This is a genomic window from Nostoc sp. NMS9, assembly GCF_017114995.1.
Taxonomy (GTDB): domain Bacteria; phylum Cyanobacteriota; class Cyanobacteriia; order Cyanobacteriales; family Nostocaceae; genus Nostoc.
The window spans coordinates 147,064-169,681 of the sequence record NZ_JABXKL010000074.1 but is presented as its reverse complement, the minus strand read 5'-3'; the positions used below and the strand labels follow the sequence as shown (position 1 = coordinate 169,681).

General features: G+C 39.5%; 21 protein-coding genes and 2 pseudogenes. 12 read left to right on the top strand and 11 right to left on the bottom strand.

Annotation, left to right across the window (positions count from 1 at the left end; all coding sequences use genetic code 11):
* Nucleotides 1-27: 27 nt before the first annotated feature.
* Entirely contained in the window at nt 28-1,497 is a 1,470-nt protein-coding gene (gene dacB, locus HWQ40_RS23090; RefSeq protein ID WP_292782284.1) for a D-alanyl-D-alanine carboxypeptidase/D-alanyl-D-alanine-endopeptidase, read from the bottom strand.
* A gap of 213 nt (nt 1,498-1,710) precedes the next feature.
* On the opposite strand from dacB, the gene HWQ40_RS23085 reads away from it, so the two are divergent.
* Nucleotides 1,711-2,313, top strand: coding sequence for a hypothetical protein (locus HWQ40_RS23085; RefSeq protein ID WP_292782423.1), 603 nt, complete (start codon nt 1,711-1,713; stop codon nt 2,311-2,313).
* Between the two features lie 49 nt (nt 2,314-2,362).
* A pseudogene (locus HWQ40_RS23080) lies at nt 2,363-2,578 on the top strand (HAMP domain-containing sensor histidine kinase); the annotation flags it as partial.
* A 54-nt stretch (nt 2,579-2,632) separates the two neighbouring features.
* Here HWQ40_RS23080 and HWQ40_RS23075 read toward each other — a convergent pair.
* The 4 genes from HWQ40_RS23075 to HWQ40_RS23060 form a co-directional block, all read right to left on the bottom strand.
* Entirely contained in the window at nt 2,633-2,782 is a 150-nt protein-coding gene (locus HWQ40_RS23075) for a hypothetical protein (protein WP_292782282.1), read from the bottom strand.
* 179 nt (nt 2,783-2,961) lie between these two features.
* Nucleotides 2,962-3,372, bottom strand: coding sequence for a hypothetical protein (locus tag HWQ40_RS23070; protein ID WP_292782280.1), 411 nt, complete (start codon nt 3,370-3,372; stop codon nt 2,962-2,964).
* An 8-nt stretch (nt 3,373-3,380) separates the two neighbouring features.
* Complete coding sequence (locus HWQ40_RS23065; protein WP_292782278.1) at nt 3,381-4,760, bottom strand: AAA family ATPase; 1,380 nt, start codon at nt 4,758-4,760, stop codon at nt 3,381-3,383.
* A gap of 167 nt (nt 4,761-4,927) precedes the next feature.
* Nucleotides 4,928-6,529 (bottom strand): alkaline phosphatase, encoded by a 1,602-nt coding sequence (locus HWQ40_RS23060; RefSeq protein ID WP_292782275.1) that lies wholly within the window; start codon nt 6,527-6,529, stop codon nt 4,928-4,930.
* A gap of 249 nt (nt 6,530-6,778) precedes the next feature.
* Between HWQ40_RS23060 and HWQ40_RS23055 the strand changes: the two genes are divergently transcribed.
* Entirely contained in the window at nt 6,779-7,681 is a 903-nt protein-coding gene (locus HWQ40_RS23055) for an ABC transporter ATP-binding protein (protein WP_292782273.1), read from the top strand.
* Nucleotides 7,682-7,683: 2 nt separating this feature from the next.
* Here HWQ40_RS23055 and HWQ40_RS23050 read toward each other — a convergent pair whose 3' ends face one another.
* Nucleotides 7,684-8,364, bottom strand: coding sequence for a tetratricopeptide repeat protein (locus HWQ40_RS23050; protein WP_292782270.1), 681 nt, complete (start codon nt 8,362-8,364; stop codon nt 7,684-7,686).
* A 653-nt stretch (nt 8,365-9,017) separates the two neighbouring features.
* Here HWQ40_RS23050 and HWQ40_RS23045 point away from each other — a divergent pair.
* Both HWQ40_RS23045 and HWQ40_RS23040 read left to right on the top strand, forming a co-directional pair.
* A complete protein-coding gene (locus HWQ40_RS23045; RefSeq protein WP_094327544.1) occupies nt 9,018-9,344 on the top strand; it encodes a YbjQ family protein in 327 nt (108 codons plus the stop codon).
* A gap of 316 nt (nt 9,345-9,660) precedes the next feature.
* The gene (locus HWQ40_RS23040) at nt 9,661-10,293 is read left to right on the top strand and encodes a hypothetical protein (RefSeq protein WP_292782267.1); all 633 of its coding nucleotides are present in this window, start codon (nt 9,661-9,663) and stop codon (nt 10,291-10,293) included.
* 608 nt (nt 10,294-10,901) lie between these two features.
* Here the strand turns inward: HWQ40_RS23040 and HWQ40_RS23035 are convergent.
* Nucleotides 10,902-11,162 carry a hypothetical protein gene (locus HWQ40_RS23035; protein ID WP_292782264.1) on the bottom strand — a complete coding sequence of 87 codons (261 nt, stop codon included), beginning with the start codon at nt 11,160-11,162 and terminating at the stop codon, nt 10,902-10,904.
* 103 nt (nt 11,163-11,265) lie between these two features.
* On the bottom strand, nt 11,266-11,949 hold the full coding sequence (gene sufR, locus HWQ40_RS23030; protein ID WP_292782261.1) for an iron-sulfur cluster biosynthesis transcriptional regulator SufR: 684 nt from the start codon (nt 11,947-11,949) through the stop codon (nt 11,266-11,268).
* Nucleotides 11,950-12,198: 249 nt separating this feature from the next.
* Between sufR and sufB the strand changes: the two genes are divergently transcribed.
* The 5 genes from sufB (at nt 12,199) to HWQ40_RS23005 (ending at nt 19,638) form a co-directional block, all read left to right on the top strand.
* Nucleotides 12,199-13,638 carry a Fe-S cluster assembly protein SufB gene (gene sufB / locus HWQ40_RS23025; RefSeq protein WP_292782258.1) on the top strand — a complete coding sequence of 480 codons (1,440 nt, stop codon included), beginning with the start codon at nt 12,199-12,201 and terminating at the stop codon, nt 13,636-13,638.
* A 103-nt stretch (nt 13,639-13,741) separates the two neighbouring features.
* Nucleotides 13,742-14,530: a Fe-S cluster assembly ATPase SufC gene (sufC, locus tag HWQ40_RS23020; protein WP_292782256.1), complete on the top strand. Its 789-nt coding sequence runs from the start codon at nt 13,742-13,744 to the stop codon at nt 14,528-14,530.
* Nucleotides 14,530-15,894: a Fe-S cluster assembly protein SufD gene (gene sufD / locus HWQ40_RS23015; RefSeq protein WP_292782254.1), complete on the top strand. Its 1,365-nt coding sequence runs from the start codon at nt 14,530-14,532 to the stop codon at nt 15,892-15,894. Before sufC ends, sufD begins: the two co-directional genes overlap by 1 nt.
* Before the next feature lie 35 nt (nt 15,895-15,929).
* Nucleotides 15,930-17,192: a cysteine desulfurase gene (locus tag HWQ40_RS23010; protein ID WP_292782251.1), complete on the top strand. Its 1,263-nt coding sequence runs from the start codon at nt 15,930-15,932 to the stop codon at nt 17,190-17,192.
* 391 nt (nt 17,193-17,583) lie between these two features.
* Entirely contained in the window at nt 17,584-19,638 is a 2,055-nt protein-coding gene (locus HWQ40_RS23005; protein ID WP_292782249.1) for a DNA adenine methylase, read from the top strand.
* Between the two features lie 86 nt (nt 19,639-19,724).
* Here the strand turns inward: HWQ40_RS23005 and HWQ40_RS23000 are convergent, their stop codons facing one another.
* The gene (locus HWQ40_RS23000) at nt 19,725-19,889 is read right to left on the bottom strand and encodes a hypothetical protein (RefSeq protein ID WP_292782246.1); all 165 of its coding nucleotides are present in this window, start codon (nt 19,887-19,889) and stop codon (nt 19,725-19,727) included.
* A 399-nt stretch (nt 19,890-20,288) separates the two neighbouring features.
* Nucleotides 20,289-20,771 (bottom strand): tetratricopeptide repeat protein, encoded by a 483-nt coding sequence (locus HWQ40_RS22995; RefSeq protein ID WP_292782243.1) that lies wholly within the window; start codon nt 20,769-20,771, stop codon nt 20,289-20,291.
* 220 nt (nt 20,772-20,991) lie between these two features.
* Between HWQ40_RS22995 and HWQ40_RS22990 the strand changes: the two are divergent.
* Nucleotides 20,992-21,156: pseudogene (locus HWQ40_RS22990) on the top strand (hypothetical protein); the annotation flags it as partial.
* Between the two features lie 559 nt (nt 21,157-21,715).
* Entirely contained in the window at nt 21,716-22,120 is a 405-nt protein-coding gene (locus tag HWQ40_RS22985; protein ID WP_292782241.1) for a DUF2294 domain-containing protein, read from the top strand.
* On the opposite strand, the gene HWQ40_RS22980 is transcribed toward HWQ40_RS22985, so the two are convergent.
* The gene (locus tag HWQ40_RS22980; protein ID WP_292782238.1) at nt 22,101-22,484 is read right to left on the bottom strand and encodes a response regulator; all 384 of its coding nucleotides are present in this window, start codon (nt 22,482-22,484) and stop codon (nt 22,101-22,103) included. The genes HWQ40_RS22985 and HWQ40_RS22980 overlap by 20 nt on opposite strands.
* Between the last annotated feature and the right edge of the window lie 134 nt (nt 22,485-22,618).

Genomic DNA, 22,618 nt, shown 5'->3' with positions numbered 1-22,618 from the left:
AACAAGTTAGGAGTGAAAAGTATAATATTAACAATGCTGCAACTGTGTTAACAACACAACAACTTCATCAATTGCCTGCCGTATTACTGTTGCAGATTGATCCGACTGATTCACGATAATACTAAAAACTAGCGGCTCATATTTCGGCGCATTCATATATCCAGATAGAGAAACTACACCCGTTAACGTACCTGTTTTTGCTTGCACAATGCCCTCAGCAGGTGTATCTTGAAAGCGGCCTTTCAGAGTTCCACTTTTACCAGCCACGGGTAAAGATGCACGATATATATATGCAGTTGGGGTTTTTGCCATTCCCCGCAGAGTTTGTACAAAAGCTTCTGGTGTCACTAAGTCACGACGTGATAAACCTGAACCATCGACCAAAATGTAATTAGCTGGATCGACCCCCAATTTAGTTAAACTTGCTTTGACAACTTCTAAACCGACATCAGCACTAGTCTGATTTTTCAGTCTGGTTTTTTTCACAGCTAATGCTCTCAGTAATGCTTCAGCATAAAGATTATTACTATTTAAATTAGTTTCTGCTAATAATTCAGCTAAAGGTGGCGACTCTACAAATGCTATTTCCCCTTGATTCACACCACCATTTACTACTAATGTTTGTCCCAAAGTAATTTTTTCTGTTGCTAAGGCAGTACGGAAACGTCGTAAGAAGTAATAATTAGGGTCAACTACAGGCAAATCTATTAAAGATTCTTCAGAATTCGTTGTCAGTTGTCCTTGAATTCGTAATACTGTTCCTGATAATTCGCGGGTGACATTGACGTAGCTCGGTTGATTTTGAGGGACGGTTACTGACTGATTAATTATCCGCCACTGTTTTGCTTCGCCAGCATCAATCCACACCACTTGCAAAGATTTACCTACAGCCTGTGGTACAAGTTTGAAGCTAAAAATATTTTGATTTAGAATAAAGCTGCTGACTGGTACGCCATCACTTGACTGCACATCTTCCCATTGCCAGGTGGGATTAACAATATCACCTTGAATATAACTATCATCAGCAATCAACCGCTGAATTTGGGTAATACCTTTCTGTTTTAACTGCTGTGCCAATTTTTGCAGTTCAGTATCACTTAAGCTAGGATCTCCTCTTCCGACAACACGTAAAACACCATTGTCATTCTGATAAATAGAGGTGCGAATCCGAAAATTAGCACCCAATTCTTGCAACGCAGCTGCTGTTGTCAGCAATTTGAGGTTAGACGCCGGAGTAAAATATTTTTGAGCATCTCGACTGTAAAGAGTTTGTCCAGTTGACAGGGGTTGTATCAAAATTCCCCAGCGCCCCCGACTAAATAAAGGACGATTGATTACAGCATCTATAGCTGTTCCCAGTTGGCTAGAGCAAATTGATTTTGTGGTAGTTGTTGGTGCAACTGGGGTTTGTGCTTTTGCAATAGAACTAAATCCTATCTGGCTAGTCAAAAATATTAATAAAACACATAGTGGTTGATTTAAAGTCTTAAGTCTCACCAATTTTTCTTATCCTAAAGACAGATATTTTTACCTTGCGAACAATTTCTTTCCGGAGAAAGAAGAATTGGCTCAGTAAAGTTACTTAATTAGTATAAGGAAGATGTTCACATGTTTCATATATAGGCGATCGCACAAACATAATTTATGGGATTACAAAATAGAAACGTAAGTCAACCTGCATATACAGAAACACGAAATCGAGGCAACGGTGTGAGTACATTTTTATCTGGTGTAGCTGTATTACTCTCTACTTTGGCTTTGGGATGTAGCGGCTATGTAGCTTATGAAGTTTTCACGTTACGGGAGACACTAAATGCTACTAATACAGTCGTCAGTAGCAGCATTCCTACTCAAGTGCCAAGTCCTACAGCTACAACTTCTCCACAAGCAACGGCCTCACCATCTCCAGCTAGTGCGACAATTTCAGCAATTAGCCCTGGTCAATTTGTGCAGCCTGCTTTTGGCAAAAAGGCAGAAGTTGAGTTACTTTCAGCAAAACGAATTAAAGATCCAGAAACTGGAAACCGTGATGTGGTAAATCTGCAAATGCGTATTCGTCGCCTTGCCACAGACGGAGTTGTTGGTAGCGATATTATATCGGTTGCTAGTACAACAGCCCGCAATCCTGACACTAGCGTAACCTACAAAGGAGTTGCTCTTAATCGCTCAACAGGAAGTGTTTCTTTGTTCCAAGTACGTCCACAAGCCTCCGCAGATGCTTATATCTGGCTAAGAGTTCCCGATGGTATCAATAATTTAGACATTTTTGTGCCAGATACAGCCGCATTTAAAAATGTACCAATTTCATTTTAGCTAGCTAACTGATATTAAATAACTCCCCATCCAGGGGAGTCACTAGTGATTAGTCGATAATGGTACTGGAATTCCCAAGGATATACAAAAGCGATTATTTGACCCCTTCTTCACTACTAAACCCGTCGGTAAAGGCACTGGATTAGGGCTATTTATCAGCTATCAAATTGTTGTGGAAAAACATTGTGGTCAACTGCAATGTATATCTACTGTAAAAGAAGGAACTGAATTTATTATTACAATTCCGATGCAACTTAATTCCTGACAAGTTAGTTAAAAAACCTCTATTTTGGGTAAATAGTAATCGCTCAAGGATATTTTATGCTTTTGTTCGGCTGCTTCGGCGTGTAGGTGGCTGTGGTGGAGGTGGTTCTTGAGATTTTAGCTTGTCATCATCAGTCAAAAATTCTACATGGAAACCTTTTTGGTAATAGTGCCAACCCAAGATGACAATACTAGCATCACCCATAGAAGTCTTTTCTACAGCTTGATTGGGGAATTTAGCGGCTAAGTCAGAACTAGCCCTTTCAAGGTGAACGTTTGTACTATAAAATAAATGATGTTTTTAACCCAATTTTGGGATTTTGGCGATTGCGATCGCTTAATTTACAGTCGAAAAATTTGGAGTTTAATGCATAGATTCTTTGCTCAATTCCAACCGATGCCTGAAATGCCGTAAAAACTTGGATAGTACAGATGCTCACCTTGAAAGGGCTGGTTCTGTAAGTTTTTCAATTCTTCCTCCTCCCAAAGAACAATTTGCTCACGGAACTTAGCCCAAGGTGTGGTTTCATCAGCTGCATAAGTCATAATTTCGGCAAATTTTTCAGATGCTATACGTTTACTTTCTGAATTTGCTGTTTTAGCCTGTGCAATGTGATTACCTGTTTCTATAACAGCAGCTAAAGGTAGTACCAGCGTTGTTGATTTGGCGATTTCTACCTGGATTTTTTGATTTACACGCTCAAAATCCCATTCATTATTACCAGCAGTTTCTCTACCTGGAACTTTTAACCAAACGCATAAAAGCGATGTATCGATGAGTAGCACCTTTCTCATATTAGTAACTATTCATTACGAGAAAGGCTTCTTTCAATTGCACCCTTAGTTGTCATATCGCCCAAAGAATATGATGCAAATAGTTTAGAGAAATTATCAATATCTTCTAAAAGTGTAAGTTTGCTTTCTCCAGTTTCTTTATCGCGGTGTGCGACAACCACAAAAGGAACTATCTCTGGCCCTAAAGCATCAAGTAAAGCTGGATTATGAGTAGTTATTAAAATATCAATTTTTCTTTTGCTACCAATTTCTCGCAGTATTCTTACCAGCAATTCTGCACGTGAGGGATGAAGACCATTATCTATTTCTTCAATTACTAGTTGACTACCTTCTGGTCTAGTTAGTAGTGCTGTGAGAATTGCTAGAAAGCGGAGAGTTCCATCTGACATACTTCTAGCATCTATTAGTGTCATCTCTCCAGGCTTCCATTCTTCTTCACAGTAAAGCATCGCATCAGTTTTAAGTCTACCAATTGGTTCTGCAAATACTGTTTTAATATCGCCTTCAGGGAAATCTCTGATGTAGGCTGATAGAGTTGATTCGACTTCGGCTTTTTGTTCACCATCCAATGCTGCTAGTACACCAGCAATATTAGAACCATCGCTTTCTAAGATGTCAGATAAGCGTGAATAATCGCGCATCGTAGAAGGAACGGGATTTAATATAAAAATACTACTAATTTTATTAATTATAATATTTATTATGTCGAGATAATTACTAAGTAAATTAAAGTTATCATCATCTTCATAGTTTCTTTCAATTAAATCATTTGTTTGTTTCTTGACATCTTCTATTTTTTCAATAATTACTTCAAATTTTACCTCATTATTAGTTATTTTTTCTTTTAGTATATTAACTTTTTGTAATAACTCTTGGTTGGCATTATGTAACTTACTAAGTTTTAGCTTCAAGTTATCATGTTCCTTTTTCCCTTGTGCAAATAAGTAGTTAACTTCTGACAAATATGATTTATGAGTTAATAGATTATTATTGATTAACTTTTCATAATTACTCTGAGAATTTGATGAAATTTTTTGTATCTCAAGAGATTCTTGGACAATATGAACATCTGGTTTAGTCTGTACTGTAATACTATAAAAATAATCTGTATTGTCATCTTCACCTTGAACTAGTAGTTTTAATATAAATTGAGTTTCTGGTTTAAGAGCAGCCCATTCAACACCGCCTCGAATGGAGGAAAGAGTTTTATTTCCTTCTAAAGCTACTTCAATATCCTCACCTCTAACGATTCTTTTGAGCAACTCTAACGTTTCAACCACATTAGACTTACCACTTGCATTTGTACCAATCAGAACAGTCAAAGGGTCAAGTGGAAGCTCTGCATAACGGAAACTTTTCCAGTTTTCTAAGATGAGTTGCTTAAGCATGATCAACTCCAAAACTCTACCTACTTAAATTTAGCTCCTACCAATAGCGATCGCACAAATTTTTCATCCTTCAAAATCTCACCAAAAACAACAAAGCCAGCAGACAAAGTAAAAAATTGCGTAATTACTCTATCTAACTGGCTACATCTCACTATGATTTTGGCGATTTATTTTTCTGGCGGTAAATCTACACTGTAAACAGTCTTCCCAGCCAAGTTACGCAATGTTACCGTCATCACCTTTGTATTTCCATCAATTTTAACTCCTCCAAAGAATTGCAAACCTTCACTTGGCGGTCGATTTGCTTTTGTACCTGGAGGAATGCTTTGAAATATCAATTGTGGCCCAAAAGTATTTTCTAATTCGTTTGGCCCAAATGTGCCAGAGTTAAGCGGCCCAGCAACAAACTCCCAAAAAGGCTTGAAGTCGGTAAACTGAGCTTTGGCGGGGTTGTAATAGTGGGCTGCTGCGTAATGTACATCAGCAGTTAACCAAACAACATTCTGGATATTCTTGTTTTTGATAAATCGTAGTAAATCGGCAAGTTCTAGTTCTCTTCCTAATGCTGGACCATCTCCATTAGCCCAAGCTTCAAAATCTGTGCTACCGTCTGGAACTATCAGCCCCAAAGGCATATCACTAGCAATAACTTTCCATGTCGCTTTTGATGATAGCAATTGCCTTTTCAACCATTGCACTTGTTTTCTGCTCAAAAAATCTGTTTTTTTACTTGGTACTGGCTGATTATTAGGGGAGTTTGGTCCCCGGTAGGTGCGCTCATCCAACATGAAAATGTCTAATAATGGGCCATAGTTGAAAGAGCGATAAATTTTCGCTTTATCTGGATTATTGCTTTCATATCCAATAGGCAAATATTCTAAAAATGCTTGTCTTGCTCTTTCGGCTAGCAAGTTAACATCCTTAACTGTATAACGGTCATCGTTGACGATAATTTGCCCAGGATACCAATTGTTTCTTGTTTCGTGGTCGTCCCACTGTGCCAATATGGGAACTTCAGCATTGAAACGCTTGATGTTTTTATCCAGCAAATTGTAAATATAGTTGCCACGAAATTCTGTGAGAGTTTCTGCTACTTTGGATTTTTCTAGTGTAGTGATGTTTTTCCAAATAGTGCCGTCGTCTAAAGTCACTTCTGATTGAATGGGGCCATCAGCATAAATATTGTCGCCAGAATGAATAAAAAAGTCGGGATGAAGTTGGCGCATGGTTTCGTAAATTTTCATCCCACCAAAATCAGGATTAATCCCCCATCCTTGACCGGCGGTGTCGCCACCCCAAACAAAGAATACATCTCGTCCAGATTTGGGGGGAGTTCGGAAAGTACCATAAAAAGGAGCGCTGCAAGTACGCTGATAATCTAAATCTTGGAAAATCACCCGATAAAATAATTTTTGGTCTGGTGGCAGGTTCCTCAGATAAAGTCGTGCTGTAAAGTCGCTATTTTTTAAAGCATTAGGCCCGACAACTCGTTGCACATTTCTAAAAGATTCGCTGGTAGAATATTCTACGATCATTTTGGTGGGGCGATCGCTCCGACTCCAGATGACAATGCTATCGTTAGATATATCTCCGCTAGCTACACCATAAGGTATGTCAGGACGCATTTTATCAGAGGTGATAATTGCAGGTGCTTCGCCAAAAACTGGTGATTTGGCTACAAGGTTTGTGGAAATAATTCCACCGGCTGTGATAGCTGAACGTAGCAAAAACTGACGCCGATTTAGCTTCAATGGGTGATGCAATTTCATACTAAATAATAGCAACCTTAAACTAAAGTATTACAGGATAAGTGTTTACCACACGTTCTTATATCAACAAGTAAAGATTGAGTTATCTAACGGTTAATAAAATATATTTAGTTTGATGTAATTAGAATGGTAGTCTTTATTAAGAGCAAATTTATCCATGACCGAAGCAGAAAAGGATACAGAGCAACTAAATTTATTTATGAGCTTGTTAATTTTTAATTTTTAATTTTTAATTCGGAGCGAAGCGACGTGACTGCTGCTGTCTTTCTAGAAAATGTCTACAAGTTTTACAACAATGTACCTGTAGTTAATGACCTGTCATTCCAAATTGAAGCGGGGGAGATATTTGCTCTACTTGGCCCAAACGGTGCGGGTAAATCAACTACAATTCGGATGCTGACTACACTCACGAAACCGTCCCAAGGACGCATAGAAGTAGGTGGATATGATGTGATAAGCCAAGCAACGTTGGCAAAACAGAGTATTGGCGTAGTCTTGCAACAGGTCAGTGTGGATAACGATTTAACCGTCTGGGAAAATATGGAACTGCATGGGAGACTACATCACATTAGTAACCCGCAGCGACAAAAATTGATTAATCAATGGCTAGAGTATGTTGAGCTAGCACAAAAACGTGATGATTTGGTAAAAACCCTGTCTGGGGGTATGAAACGACGGTTGCAGATTGCGAGAGCTTTATTGCATCAACCGCAAATTTTGTTTTTGGATGAACCAACAGTAGGACTAGACCCCCAGACCAGGCGACGCCTCTGGGAAATTATTCGGGATTTAAATAAACAAGGGATGACGATGCTACTGACGACCCATTATATGGATGAGGTCGAATTTTTGTGCGATGCCTTTGGTTCTACCAAGCCAGGACGCATCGGTATTATGGATAGCGGTAAGCTGATTTCTTTGGGAACTTTACAACAGCTGCGTTCTGCTCACGGTGAAGGTTTGGTGATGAAACAATTAGGTATATCTAATGTGGGAAGTGATGGCGCTCGTAATTGGGAATATCTGTTTTTCCCATCCTTGGAAGCAGCAAATATCTACTTGAATAAACAGCCCGATAAAACCGGAATGATGGTGCGTCCCTCTAATCTGGAAGATATTTTTGTAGAATTAACGGGACGCCAGTTAGATTAACCTCATCCTCCTAACTGCCTTAGCATGGCTTCTACCCTTTCTACGCCATCTGAGTCATTGCGCCGCTTGTACAAGTCACGGGCTTTCTGAAGCAGGCTGTTTGCTTGTTTGGCTTGTCGTCGTTGTTTATACATCGAACCCATCAACTCATAAGTCTGGGCGTTGTTTTTATCCAAATCGATTGCTTGTTGGTATGCCCAGGTAGCAGCAGAATAGTCTCCCATACGCGATTGGGTCACAGCCAATCCTAAATAGGCGTTGACGTTGTTACGGTTCAGCTGTATGGCACGACGATAACCTTCCTTTGCCCCACGTGTGTCGCCCAAATTGGCTTTGATGTAACCCACAGCGTAGTAAAAATCACTATTGTTAGGGTTGATACCGATCGCCCGACGATAAGCTGTTAATGCTGCCTGGTAATTTCCCTGTTGAGCGTATAAATACCCAATACCTGAATGGATTTTAGCATTCTTCGGATCTATACTAGCTGCTTGCTGATAAACAGCGATCGCACCACCATAATCCCCGGCATTCACTAACCTCCGTCCTTCCTCCAGTAATTGCTTTAACTCTGGGTTTTTGGCTTGCGCCACTAATACCTGAGCCTGAGCTACTGAAGGTATGGTCAGAGTAAAACATCCTAGTAACACCACACTAAACACGAATGATGTTGGCTTGTACACAGTAAATTTCCTGAAATTTTAGAGGACTTTTTTCTTGTACATTAAAACAAAAATATGGACTTTTGAAAACTGTATTTCTTCGTATTGATTAAGATGTTAATAGTTCATTTTCCTTTCCTTTACATTTAGCAGTACATAACAGAGTTTTTACTGAAGGATGAAGTGTAAGCGATCGAGGAGCAGGTAAAAGTACTCTACATATAAACCAGTACTATAGCAAAATAACACCTTTTTTCATCAGTAGTTATACGTGTTACCCGGAAACACTCAACAGGCATCTGACTTAAACCTAGATTCTGATGCAGCAAGCTTATAGGCTTTGACATTTATTCCTATTTTTATTTCATTTCAGAATTTACTGACTCTGTATCCAATTTTTTTTGACATTTTTAATCCTTGATACTACCCTTTTAGAAGTTATCATCCAGGCATTTACATCCTTTTATGGTCATTCAAAGGTAAGATAAATTTAAATTGTAAAATATTCCATTAATCTGTTTAGGACAACACTAAAGCCCAAAGTGCAATCTAAAATTGTGTGAGAGGATGTTTATCAAACCTGTATTCTGTAATAAGAGTTACAATTATTAAAGCATTTATCAAAATACTTTAATAATAAATATCAAGATGTATCCCATATCCGAGGTTAATTTATGATTATAACTACCACTGATGTAATTCAAGGAGCCGTGATTGAGTCATATTTAGGCATTGTGACAGCAGAAGTAGTCTACGGCAGCAATTTCTTGCGGGATTTTTTGGCTGGTATTCGAGATATTATCGGTGGACGCACTGCTAGCTATGAGCGTCTATTTGAACAGGGTCAACGCAAGGCATTAGAAGAATTAGAACAACGCGCACAACGTTTAGGAGCAAATGCTGTGATTGGGATTGAAATTGATACTGGCACAATAAATCTTGACCAGTCAGGAGTTCTTTTGCTGATTACTGCCACAGGCACTGCTGTGAGGATGCGTTAGTTTTTGATAATTTTTACTTTTGACAATCATTAAAAAGTTTTAATTAGATTAAGTCTAATTGCATACATAGTTAAAGCTACTTTCTGATAGTTGTATTTTAAGTTAAGAATTTTTATATGAAAATAAGACATAAATAAGTACTAAAATATATTAAAAATTATTAAATCAAGTTTGTTTTTTTCTAGCTAAAGATAGACCTATTAAATCTTTCTATTGATAGAGACTAAAACAGAACATTTAGTTATTTAATTTGAAGCATAAAGATGAATATACCCGAGCAGGAACTTTGCTGAAACAGCACTGGAGAACATAAGCGATGTCATACGTAAATCGGACAGGCAATGACGTTATATCTACTGATACTGGGGTAGCAGGTAGAGTAGCTGAATATCATGATCGTGTTCGCTGGGGGCCAATTATTGCTGGTTTGTTGGTTTCTTTGGCTACACAATTAATTTTGAGTTCTATCATTGCTGCGGTTGCGGCAGGCACAGTTGCGGGTTCAGGTGCACCTAGAACAATTGCCCCTAACGCTGCCGGTAATGCGGGGCTTTGGTCAACTATCGCTTTACTAATTTCCCTATTTACTGGTGGTTGGGTTACAGCCCGTGCTTGTGGCCCGATGAACCGCAATACAGCTCTTCTTAACGGCGCAATTCTTTGGGCAACGACTTTGGCAGTTAGCTCATGGCTTTTAGCAAGTGGAGTATCTGGTGCTTTTGGTGTTGCTGCTTCTAACGCAGGAGAAGTCATAAACCAGGTACAACAGCAAGGTGGTGTTAATGTACCACAAGCAAACATAAGTGCCCAACAAGCTCGTGAAACGGCAGCTAATATACGTTCGGGATTGTGGTGGTTTGTGTTTGGTTCTTTGTTGGGTTTAATAGCCTCAATGATTGGAGCTGTAACTGGTGCTCGTACTCCTCGTACTAACAATTACAATGCCTAAATCCTAAATAATTATTTGAAAAATCAAATGTTATTTATTTTTAAATAAAGGCACCTTTATTAAGGTGTTTTTTGTTTATTATTTCAGGTTGGCATTTGTAGCGTCTAATTAATTCTGCTGTTGCTAAAACTTGATAGGTAAGTAAACTCGTAGTAATGACTTTAGTCCTTATTTTTTAAGCACTAAAGTCATTACTACAAAACCCTCTTAAAAGCTTGATAAAGTATTAATTTAGTATAAAATAAAAAATATTTAAACATTTTTAGTCAAGACTGTGGGCTTGATATTCATATATTTTTTCTACATTCTACATAAAGCATAAATTTTACTGTTTTTTATATAGTAAATTTACCAGTAAATAGCAACAAAGGTTCTCGTTCCAATACGGTTGAGTTAAGAAATTTTGGTATTGATTTTAAACCTGTAGAGATGCAAAATTTTGCGTCTCTAGTAATAATCTTGGGCTGAACTGAACGGTATCGCAGCATAGCAGCATACTTTATCTCTTAAGATCGCGCTTCTAAAAAACAGAAATGTTTCTTAGAAGCGTGATATTTTGTATGGTTATTTTTTCTAAGTAAATGCAACGAAAATTTTACTACCGCAGATCACCATTTCAGATATGAACCTTCAATTCCCTGCTCACGTCGAATTTTGCCATCTTTTTCAAACCAGGCAATTACTTGCTGCGCTGTCAAATCTTCAATAGTAACACCGTATTCTTGGGCAATATGCTTCAAAAGCTTCAGTGATGAAATTGTCAATCTTGTTAAAAACTTTTCTGGGGAAGACAACAAGGCTGCATCTACTTTTGCTGACTCTTCCAGAGTTAAAAATTGGGCTGATGGTTGCTGTGGTGGTACATCCATAAATGCTATCTCAAACTTAGTTGATTATTGATAATAGGTAGTTACTATTCAGCTATTATCCATTACCACGGCTAGATGTAAACCGAGTTTATCTATGATGATTTTACTGGCGAATTTGTACCAAATAGCCACAACGGTGTTCGCCATCAATAATCCAGTGGGTGCGTTCTACGGTACAATCAGGTAAGACGGCTGCAAACATTTCTAATTCGTGACCACAAATGCTGGGGAAAGACTCGGCAACGTTAGAAATGGCGCAGTTATGCTCCATTAAGATAAAGCGATCGCTCTCAAAGCAGTCATTCACATCAACCGGGTGATACTCCGCCATGAAGCCTTCAGCTTTTCTCAACTCTACTAAGTTGGCTACACGTTCTCGCAGTGAACCGTTACCGACGCGATCGCGGTATTCTTTGGCTTTGCGCTGCCACTGTTTCTCTAAAATCGATTTAAATTGATCGTGTCCTACCGTTTCGGCTAAGGTGTCTAGCAGCGAAACCGCAAAATTTCCGTGGCCATCACCAAAGCGATCGCTCATTGTTCGATGCAAGCGATCGCGTCCTTGACGACTCAATTCATAAAGGTGTTGCGGACGCCCCATACCCGCAGCCTGCACTGATGTAGAATACAAAACTAGCCCTTCCGTCTCCAAATCTTTGAGATGGCGACGAATCGCTTGGGGGGTAACGTCTAAAACTTCAGCTAGCTCCAAAGCCGTTGCTTTTTCGTGTTTGTGCAGATACTCAAGGATATCTTGCTTGGTTGAGGACTGGTGGGTAGTCGCCATCTTCATTTGGTGCGAGACGTTCAGCGAACATCACAAAAAATTTTTGGAAAATTTGACTTTGACAACATTGTTGTTGTTAATCTAGCGTAAAATGAAGATAGGTTAAACAACAATGAAGTTGTTTTAGTCTCCACCACTATTCTAACAGCCGTGTAACCATTCCGTAACGCGAGATGGGAATCGGCTAAAGAAAAGTCCGACTCCCATCCTTATAGAGATTCAAGTTCCGAACACGAGAGATTATTACTGATGAGTGCCACTGTCAAAACCTTAGTCAACCAACCCTACAAGTACGGCTTTATCACCGATATTGAAGCCGACACTATTCCGCGTGGACTAGACGAGGACGTTATCCGCTTGATCTCTTCTAAGAAGAACGAGCCGCAGTTCATGCTGGACTTTCGCCTCAGAGCTTATCGCCAGTGGCAAAAAATGACGGAACCAACTTGGCCGAATGTCAAGTATCCGCCAATCAATTATCAGGATATCATTTACTACTCAGCGCCGAAACGTAAGAAAGAAAAACTAAACAGTTTGGATGAAGTTGATCCAACCCTTTTAGAAACCTTCGAGAAGTTAGGCATTTCCCTATCTGAACAGAAGCGACTGGCAAATGTCGCCGTCGATGCGATTTTCGATAGCGTCTCTGTCGCTACTACATTTAAAGAAAAGCTAGCGGAAGATGGCGTTATTTTCTGTTCGTTTTCCGAAGCGTTGCAAGAACACCCAGAACTAATCAAAAAATATTTGGGTAGCGTTGTTCCCATTGCTGATAACTATTTTGCCGCCTTGAACGCCGCCGTATTTAGCGATGGTTCCTTTGTCTACATTCCTAAAGGCGTGAAATGCCCAATGGAACTGTCTACCTACTTCCGCATCAACTCTGGTGACACGGGACAATTTGAGCGGACTTTGATTGTCGCCGAAGAAGGTAGTTATGTTTCTTACCTCGAAGGTTGCACCGCACCGATGTATGACAGCAACCAGCTACACGCCGCCGTTGTGGAACTTGTCGCCCTCGACAACGCCGAAATTAAATACTCCACCGTCCAAAACTGGTACGCTGGAGATGCCAACGGTAAAGGCGGTATTTACAACTTTGTTACCAAGCGCGGTTTGTGTCAGGGCGTAAATTCCAAGATTTCCTGGACTCAAGTAGAAACAGGTTCGGCAATTACTTGGAAATATCCTAGCTGTGTTTTGGTGGGTGATAACTCTGTGGGTGAATTTTACTCGGTGGCGCTGACAAATCATCAGCAGCAAGCTGATACCGGCAGTAAGATGATTCACGTAGGTAAGAACACCCGTAGCACAATTATTTCTAAAGGAATCTCCGCAGGTAAATCCAGTAATAGCTATCGGGGTTTGGTGAAAGTTAACCCGACGGCGAAAGGGGCGAGAAATTATTCTCAGTGTGACTCAATGCTGATTGGGGATAATGCCCATGCGAATACTTTCCCTTATATTCAGGTGCAAAATAACGGTGCGAAGGTGGAGCATGAAGCTTCTACTTCTAAGATTGGGGAAGATCAGTTATTTTACTTCGCTCAACGGGGTATTTCTTCTGAAGATGCTATTTCGATGATGATTAGCGGCTTCTGTAAGGATGTTTTTAATCAGCTACCGATGGAGTTTGCTGTGGAAGCTGATAAGTTGTTGAGTTTGAAGTTGGAAGGCAGTGTTGGATAAATGGAACTAAAGATAAACACAGATACATCAGCGTTCTGTGTTTATCTTTAGGAAGAATAACAAACCGCCAAAACTCCAAGAGCGCAAAGAGAGAAGAGAGAAGATGATTATTGAAAATAGTGAAGTTGTGCTGTCAGTAAGGAATCTGACGGCTAATGTTGATGGGACACCGATTCTTAAAGGTGTGAATCTTGATGTGCGATCGGGTGAAATTCATGCGATTATGGGGCCGAATGGTTCTGGTAAAAGTACCTTTTCTAAGGTGTTGGCTGGGCATCCGGCGTATGAGGTGACTGGCGGTGAGGTGATTTTTCAAGGGCAAAATCTGTTGGAGTTGGAACCGGAAGAACGCGCAAGAAGTGGTGTATTTTTGGCGTTTCAGTATCCGTTAGAAATTCCTGGTGTGAGCAATTTGGATTTCTTGCGGGTGGCGTACAATTCCCGGCGCAAGGCGCAAGGTTTAGAGGAAATAGACGCTTTTGATTTTGACGATTTGATTGAGGAAAAGCTGGATGTGGTGAAGATGAATCCCAGTTTTCTCAGTCGGAGTTTGAATGAAGGGTTTTCTGGTGGTGAGAAGAAGCGGAATGAAATTCTGCAAATGGCGCTGCTGGAACCAAAGTTGGGAATTTTGGATGAAACAGATTCGGGTTTGGATATTGACGCGCTCCGAATTGTGGCGAATGGGGTAAATCAACTGGCAAATCCAGAAAATTCTACAATTTTGATTACCCACTACCAACGGTTACTCGATTATATTGTGCCTGATTTTGTGCATGTTATGGCACAGGGGCGAATTATTACCAGTGGCGGTAAGGAACTGGCACTAGAATTAGAGTCTCGTGGTTATGACTGGGTGCTGGAAGAGTTTGCAGCTGAGGTGGGTGTGTAATGAGTATTCAAGTATCTCCTAGTCCAATACCTAACTCGAATTTAGTCAGTTTGACATCGACTCTGTTAGATAAAGATACCTATCTAACGGAATTGTTAAATCAGGTAACTGCACCCAAAACAGAGGGGTGGTTACAGGAATTACGTGAAGGTGCTGCTAGTTGGGTACGCCACTCGACTATTCCCACCACCCGCGAGGAAGAATGGCGATTTACTGATTTGTCGTCTCTGCGAAAGCTGCAATTTAATGTAGAGACGGTAAATTACGCGTCTTTAGAATTTGATATTTTGCCAGAAGCGGCTAATAGTCGTTTGGTATTTGTTAATGGCGTTTATGCGCCGGAGTTATCAGCAGTTTCAGATTTGCCATCTGGAATTGTGGTGAGTAATTTGGCTGGCTTACCTGCGGTTGAGCAGCAAGCTGTACAGCAGTATTTAGCTCAAGCTGAGGGAGCGCAGGAGGTTTTTACTGCTCTCAATACGGCTGGGATAACTGATGCAGCTGTGGTGTGGGTGAAGAAGAATGTGGTAGTTGAAACGCCAATTCATTTGGTGTTTATTTCGGTTGGGGGGGAGACGGCGACGATTTCGCAGCCGCGTTGTTTGGTGGTGGCGGAAGCTGGTTCGCAGGTGACGTTGGTTGAGGAGTATACGAACCGCAGAGGCGCAGAGAAAGGAGTCTATCTTACCAACGCGGTTACAGAAGTTTGGGTGGGTGACAATGCCGAGGTGAGCCACACTAGGGTTGAGCAAGAAGGTGCAGAGGCTTTTCATATTGGGAAAACTGCGATCGCACAAGCTCGTGATAGTCGATATACTTGTCATGCCATAACTTTAGGTGCGAAGTTATCGCGGCACAATTTGGAGATTTTGCAAACTGGTGAGCAGACACAAACTTCTCTCAATGGTTTGACGATAATTTCTGGTAAACAGTTGGCGGATACTCACAGTGCGATCGCACTCAACTATCCCCACGGTACAAGTGACCAATTGCATAAATGTATTGTAGGCGATCGCGCTCATGCGGTGTTCAATGGTAAAGTTTTTGTACCCAAACCAGCGCAGTTGACAAATGCAGCCCAGTTGAATCGCAATTTACTGCTATCATCTAAAGCCAGAGTTGATACCAAACCCCAATTGGAAATTACGGCGGATAATGTAAAGTGCGCCCACGGTGCTACCGTTAGCCAATTGGAAGATGATGAAATATTTTATCTGCAAAGTCGGGGAATTGATGAAAACGATGCTCGGAAGTTATTAATTAACGCCTTCGCTGCTGAAGTTATCAACCAAATACCAGTTCCTTCTCTGCGAGAAATCCTGTTAAACACAGTCAATAATCTTAAGTCTCTGACTAATGACTAATGACTAATGACTAATGACTAATAACTAATCTACCAATGACTTTCACCTCTACCAAAACCCTTGCTGATCAAGTTCGCGCTGACTTCCCGATATTGCATCAGGAAGTCAACGGCAAACCCCTGGTTTATCTCGATAATGCTGCAACATCGCAAAAGCCTTTGTTGGTGTTAAATACCCTACGGGATTATTACGAACACTATAATGCTAACGTGCATCGAGGTGCCCATTCCCTGAGCGCTAAAGCTACTGATGCTTATGAAGGTGCGCGAGATAAAGTTGCCAAATTCATTAATGCTGCATCCCGTCAAGAAATCGTCTACACCCGAAACGCAAGCGAAGCGATTAACTTAGTAGCCTATAGCTGGGGAATGAATAATTTGCAGCTTGGGGATGAAATTATTCTGTCGGTGATGGAACACCACAGTAATATTGTGCCTTGGCAATTGGTAGCACAAAAAACGGGTGCAGTACTGAAGTTCGTGGAACTGACACCAGAAGAAACTTTTGATTTGTCACAGTTTAAAAAGCTGATTTCCGATAAAACAAAGTTGGTGTCGGTGGTGCATATTTCTAATGCTTTGGGTTGCATTAACCCAGTGGAAGAAATTGGTGCGATCGCTCACCAATACGGAGCTAAATTCTTAGTTGATGCTTGCCAAAGTGTTCCCCACTTCCCGATTGATGTACAGAAAATAGATTGTGATTGGTTGGTAGCTTCTGGTCACAAAATGTGCGCTCCAACTGGGATAGGATTTTTGTATGGCAAGTTGGAATTGTTGGAATCAATGCCACCATTTTTTGGTGGTGGTGAGATGATTGCAGAGGTATATTTAGACCATTCCACCTATGCAGAATTACCGCATAAATTTGAAGCTGGTACACCTGCAATTGGAGAAGCGATCGCACTTGGTGCTGCGATCGATTATCTTAGCAGTATTGGCATGGATAAAATCCACGCCTACGAAGCAGAATTAACAGCTTATTTGTTCCAACAATTAGAGCAAATTCCCCAAATACGGATTTACGGCCCCAAACCAAATGCTAAAGGGGAAGGTAGAGCCGCTCTTGCGTCATTTACAGCCGGGGAAGTGCACGCCAACGACTTATCTACATTATTAGATCAAGAAGGCGTTGCTATCCGTTCTGGACACCACTGTACTCAACCATTACACCGCTACTTAGGTCTTGCTGCAACCGCACGAGCAAGTCTATCTTTCTACAACACCCGCGAAGAAATTGATATTTTCATCAAAGCACTGAAAGAAACCCTGGAATTTTTTGCGGGTTTCCTTGCTTAAAGTTACAAAATATTCAGATCCTAATTGTGCCGATTATCAGCAACATAACTTGCTAATAATTGGCACAATTTAATTATTTGGCTTTTTTAGAGGAGCAACTAAAGTGTCATATAGTGACTTTAATTTATATATAGTTAGAAAAACCTTTAGCTTAACAGAGTAAAAGAATTGGGTAAATTGCTTTGTTGAAAGTTTTTCGTGCTTGGGTGTAGGAGAAATTAGGATAGTTTGGTGAAGTTTTGTACTGTGAAAACTGTACGTAACAATTAAATTACTAATAAAATTTTAATATTCCTTAGAAACACTAGTAATGCAAATCTGAGTGGTATCGATTTGAGGTTAACTGAACAACTTGGTGTTACATTAGAGGGTTAGATAAAATAGCAAACTTATGAGTAAACTGATAGCATTCGGTTGGTATGGAGGGAAATACAGTCATCTTGACTGGCTTCTACCACTCTTGTCAACAACGACTCATTACTGTGAGCCTTTTGGAGGTTCAGCAGCAGTTTTGATCAACAAAGAGCCATCACCTGTAGAAACTTATAATGATATTGATGGCGAACTAGTTAACTTTTTTCGTGTACTAAGGGACGAGAAAAATGAACTCATCAGAGCTATTACTTTCACTCCTTTCTCAAGACGTGAGTTTGAACTTGCCATTTCTCTACCCACTCAAGAGTTATCTAATTTAGAGAGAGCTAGACGATTTTTTGTTCGAGCTAGACAAGTCAGAACAGGATTAGCTCAGACAGCAAGTTACGGTAGATGGGCACATTGTTTGTTAACAAGTCGTGCAGGTATGGCTGGGGCTGTCTCAAGATGGTTAGGAAGTATAGATGACCTTTCTAAAATAGTTCAAAGATTTCAGCGAGTTCAACTAGAAAACTGTCCAGCAATTGAAGTTATTCAAAGATATGACAGCGAAGAAACACTCTTTTACTGTGACCCTCCTTATCCACATGATTCCCGTGGAGACAGCAATGCTTATGGGTATGAGATGACAGATGAAGAACATTATAAACTAGCTTATGTCCTTCACAATGTTAGTGCTAAAGTTGCTATCTCAGGATACGACTGTACCCTGATGGAAGAACTATATGGTGACTGGCGACGTATTCCAGCACCGTCAAAGTCGTGTCACTCTGTTAAAAAGTTACGCACAGAAGTTCTCTGGACAAACTATGACCTAGAATATCAAACTGTACAAATATCTCAAAGTAAGTCCAAAAAGTTTAAAAAAGCTATTATGTCAATGCCTCCAGAGATTCTTAATTCAGCTTTTCATAGAGCATCTGAATCCATTAGAACGGGCGATTCAATAATAATTGCTCCAGAAATTGTTGATAGAGTCGAATTTGTATGTAGACACCCTCAAAATAAGGCTGGCATAAGGCTTTTATTAGCTTGCTTATTAGCGAAAATTTATCAACCTCATCTAGATATTCGTAAACCGTTCACTGAAATTGGCACAAAAGATTCTTACTCAGGTCGTTTTTATGATGAATCATATATAGCATTTTTTATTAATGAACGTAACTTACAAGATGTATGTAATCCAACAACTGCTTTTCTGACACCCGCACTTCGTACTAAAGCAATACCTTTAACTTTAGATGCTAAGTTGATAGGAAAACCTATAATATTATACGAGACTGTTATTCAACTATTTGACGATGTTTTTACAGAGCGTGTAGCAACAGAAGACCTGCTTGTAGAAACTATAAAATGGCTTTTGATTCTTAAAAAAGAGAAGGCTCAACGAATTCAAAGTCTTATTGCTAATTTAAATACTTTAGATGATCAGGCAATTCCTCTTTCTGCTGAAGCAATTGTAAAACTTATTAGACAGCATTTGGATTGTCCGAGAGCAAGTCGTTTACCAGTGCTTATTGTAGCTGCTGCTTATCAATCAGCCTCAGAACATTTAGGAGAACGAGGTTTACCGCTTGAAAGTCACAATGCCGCTGATAAACAAACTGGTTCTTTAGGTGATATTGAAATCAGGCTCATAAATAGTAACAATTTAGTAACTAGCTATGAGATGAAAATGAAACGTATTACTATAAATGACATCAATAATGCCCTTCAAAAAATTACACTAAGAGTAGAACAAACTGGATATAAAATTGATAATTACATATTTATAACTACTGAAAGTATAGATAAAGATGTAGAAGACTATGCTGCTAGTATGTATGAAAGGACAGGAGGTATAGAAATTGTAGTACTTGATTGTCTTGGTTTTTTACGGCATTTTTTGCACTTGTTTCATCGCTTACGGATGCAATTTGTGGAAGAATATCAAAAGCTTGTGCTTGCAGAACCCGACAGTGCAGTTAGTCAACCCTTAAAGGAGGCTTTTTTAGCATTGCGCCAAGCTGTTGAGAGTGTTGAAGTAGAAATAAACTCAGATGTTGAGACTGAATTGGATACTCTACTTTGAAAGCTTACTTCTTGTAATAGCCTACCCCTTTATTCATAAATTGCTTTTTGATCTTCGCTAAAACCATACTTTGCTTTGAGTAATGGTCAATAGATAATCTTAGCAGAAGCAGAGACATAAATTGGTTTGCCTTTAAGATCGGCAAGAATTTTAATTGCTGAGTTGGGATGTGCAATAAGACACCAGGGGTCTTTCTTGAAAATTGCTGTAACTGTGGCTATGACATTCACGGCATCTATGCCATAAATCATAAAGAAATCTACCGTACCCCCATCAACAATTGAGTACCACTGAGAACCTAGAGACCACTCATTTTGATAGTTACATCTAAACTATAGTCTTTGTAAATACCAGTGGCGTAGGCGCAGCCCGCACTTCTCTACGAGACGCTGCGCGAATGGCACAGTGACCATCGTAGACATTGCTTAGTAAAATCCACCATGTTCCGCTTGTGCTATCTAGTTTGTACTAAGGTTAGCTTTATTCAACCGAGAATTGCTAGTTGACGGTTGGTTACTGTTAGTACAAGCAGCAATGACGCTGCTATTAATTCAGATAGAAGCGTATTGAATAAAATTATGGCGACTAAGGCGATGAATTGTTGTTGATGAGGATGATAACGGATTCATAAAACAGTATGATGCTCTCTCCTATCTGCCGTTGTAGCTGAATCTAAATGTACATTCTAGAATCAACTTTTGATTCACTAGCGAATAGGGCTGAATTTCTAAAGCACGTTGAAAAGCTCGGATAGCTTGACCATACTCTCCTATTGCTGCATAACATAAGCCCATACCATGAAGCGCCCCAAAATGTATTGGATTTATCTGTACAACCATTTGACAATCTGCCAGAGATTTTTGATAATCGCCAATACTGTAATAGAGGAAAGCTCGACGATTCCAAGCTTCGGCAAAATCTGGCTGGTCTTTAATTAATGTTGTCAGCGCTGTTTCAGCTTCAGCAATTTCACCTGCATCCAGTAACTTTTGACTGCGGTCAATTATTTCCAGCCCATAGATTCCCTTTTGCTGAAACCAGATCCGCCATATTTTTCTGGTTGCCTTGTCGCGCACTGTGGCATCCGGGTTTTTCAACTCTTCAAGTAAGGAATTGATAAATAAAGAATCCATGAATTTGAGATCAGTGAATATACCTTTGTATTAACTTTCTCACAAAATATATCGATTAAATCATTTTTAAAGTCATCTTTAAATTAGCCGTGATTAATCGCTGATTATGAAATTCCTGTGTGATTTATTGTATTCAACAATACGACTAATACCACACTAGATATTTAGAGTCATAAAAATAAAAACTGACTAGAAGTAGGTAACAGATCCTTTTGGCGACATCAATATGCCAGAACTGCATCTTGCAGTAGACAAAGGTTGTTTGCAGGTAGATGGCAAGATTATGAAACCAGGCGGTAATTTGGTTATCACCAAAGCCGCAGTTGAGCCAGTTTGGTATTTACCAGGAATTACTAAGTGCTTTGACATTGCAGAATCACAGTTGCTTTGCCCGTAAAGAATGTGTCACCAGAGTGGAAGATATGGGCTTCTAAGAATTAATGCCGAATATGTTGTATTGGTTTTTCACAAATTGTCTTAGTGGCTAACATACTCTTTATTAGAACCTAAATTTATCTGCTTACTCGCTGCACCGGAAGCTATAGAGAGTCTTGTAATGTACATTACATTCTGATGTGGCACTGTATGCTTCTGTCATTGATGACCATTTGAATGAACATGGATTAAGTGCTGGGTTGTGAGATACAGGCACGGCGGGCTACACCTAAGCTTATGTATGTAGCACAAAATAAGCTGATTACCCATGACAAAATGACGATCAAATCCAGTTATTAACCTAATACTGCACAAATCATTAGTTAATAAATTTTACTTCATCCAATTTGGAAATATTCTTAAATAAATGCATACTAAATACATCACATTGATACACTAACTTCATATAAAATAGTCATTAATTTTCTCAGCTATTCCATAATAATCTACTATAATATTGGATACTTCAATTCCCCGCTTAGAACGATAAATTTACATAGTAGGTACTAATGCTACAACCGACTATCGGACAATTAGAAACAGAAATATCACAGCGAATCATAAATTTATATAATGATAAACTAGGGAAATCTCCTAGCAAAATCATTTGTCATTTTTTTGATACTGAAATCGTAATTTCTATAGAAAACTCTGTTACCCAAGCTGAACAAACTTTACTGAAAGGAGGTTATGATCCTTTAGCTGAACAAGTACGATTATATTTAGACAAAATAATTAAACCAGATTTAAAAAATTTAATTGAGGAAATTATTGGTCAACCTGTTCTCTACCTGATGACAAACACAAATTTAATAACAGATCGTACTGGGATTGTTGTAATTCTCAAGGAATTACCTGAATTTCGTAATCCCGAATCTATTCCCAAGATAAATGTTAGGAATTTAGCTGACTGATGTGGCGACTGATTACCACTTCTAATTGATTAAAATCATAGGGTTTAGTAATGCAATCATCAAATGCCGTGAGTATCGTGGAGCGATCATCTTGTACCGTTGTTAGAGGTGTGACTGCAATGATTGGAATGGTAGCAGTTTTTGAGTCATGTTTGAGATCGTCAATGACTTGGTTCGCACTCAAATTAGATAGCTTCATATCTAGCAGGATTAAATCTGGTTGATGAGTTTGTGCTAACATCACAGCCCTCACCCCTTGTTTGGTACAAATACATGAAAAATTTAATATTCCTAGATGAGAATTAAGTAACTCTAAATCATGTAAACTCTGTTCTACAACCAAAATTAAAGGCTGTCCATTCATAAGCAGTTAGTCCTGTCCAAGAAAAGCTAGGCATAAAAATTCTACCCAGCAGGAAAACCTGAAAGTCTTTGTTTCTAGTAAATGTTTAATTCAATATACGACAGTATCTTCAGACGACCAACTAAGGCATAAAA